This is a genomic window from Vibrio sp. 03_296, assembly GCF_002265885.1.
On record NZ_NPKW01001184.1, the window covers coordinates 1 to 679 of the forward strand.

1 protein-coding gene is annotated in these 679 nt (G+C 49.1%); it reads right to left on the bottom strand.

Annotation, left to right across the window (positions count from 1 at the left end; genetic code table 11):
- On the bottom strand, window positions 1-679 hold a 679-nt coding region (locus CIK04_RS30820; protein WP_325206043.1), incomplete at both ends, for a reverse transcriptase domain-containing protein.

Consider the following 679-nt stretch of genomic DNA (forward strand, 5'->3'; position numbering starts at 1 on the left):
GGCATCGCATAGCTGGCTAAGGGACTCTGTGCATTTTTCCAGCTACTCATTTGAATTGACCTGAACGGCGGCTTGTAACCAAGCTGTTTCAGCCTGCGGTGCAACCGTGTCGGTTTCTTCCATAATTTTAACTGGATGCTGCGCAGTCTGCGCCTTAACCATCCTGCTATTCGCGAGAACTCCCTGCTGGTATTGGCGATCCTGAAGTACTGACTGAACCCTCGTAAAACGGGATTTAGCTCGTTGATGACTTGCACTAGCGGCTTTCCGCCATTGCGTTTGCTCATCTGCTTCAACGTCTGTTTGAACAGAGCCAGTTTCTTGGGCTGAATACGGGTGTATTGTTCCCCGATTTCAACGCCAAGGAACTTCACCCCATTTTCGCTGTGTGCTATATGAGATTTGCTCTGATTCACCGTCAGTTTCAACTCTTTTTCCAGTATCTTTGTCGCCTGWGCAAGCGCATTCTCTGCTCCTGCTCGGCTACGACAGAAGATCAAGATATCATCCGCATAGCGCACTATGCGGTGACCACGCTTTCGCATCTCCTGATCGAACGCATCCAGATAGATATTCGCTATCAGTGGACTTATTACCCCACCTTGCGGACTCCCTAATTCTGTCTGCTGCCAATGCCCATCAACCATCACTCCACTTTTCAGGAACTGATTTATCAGTG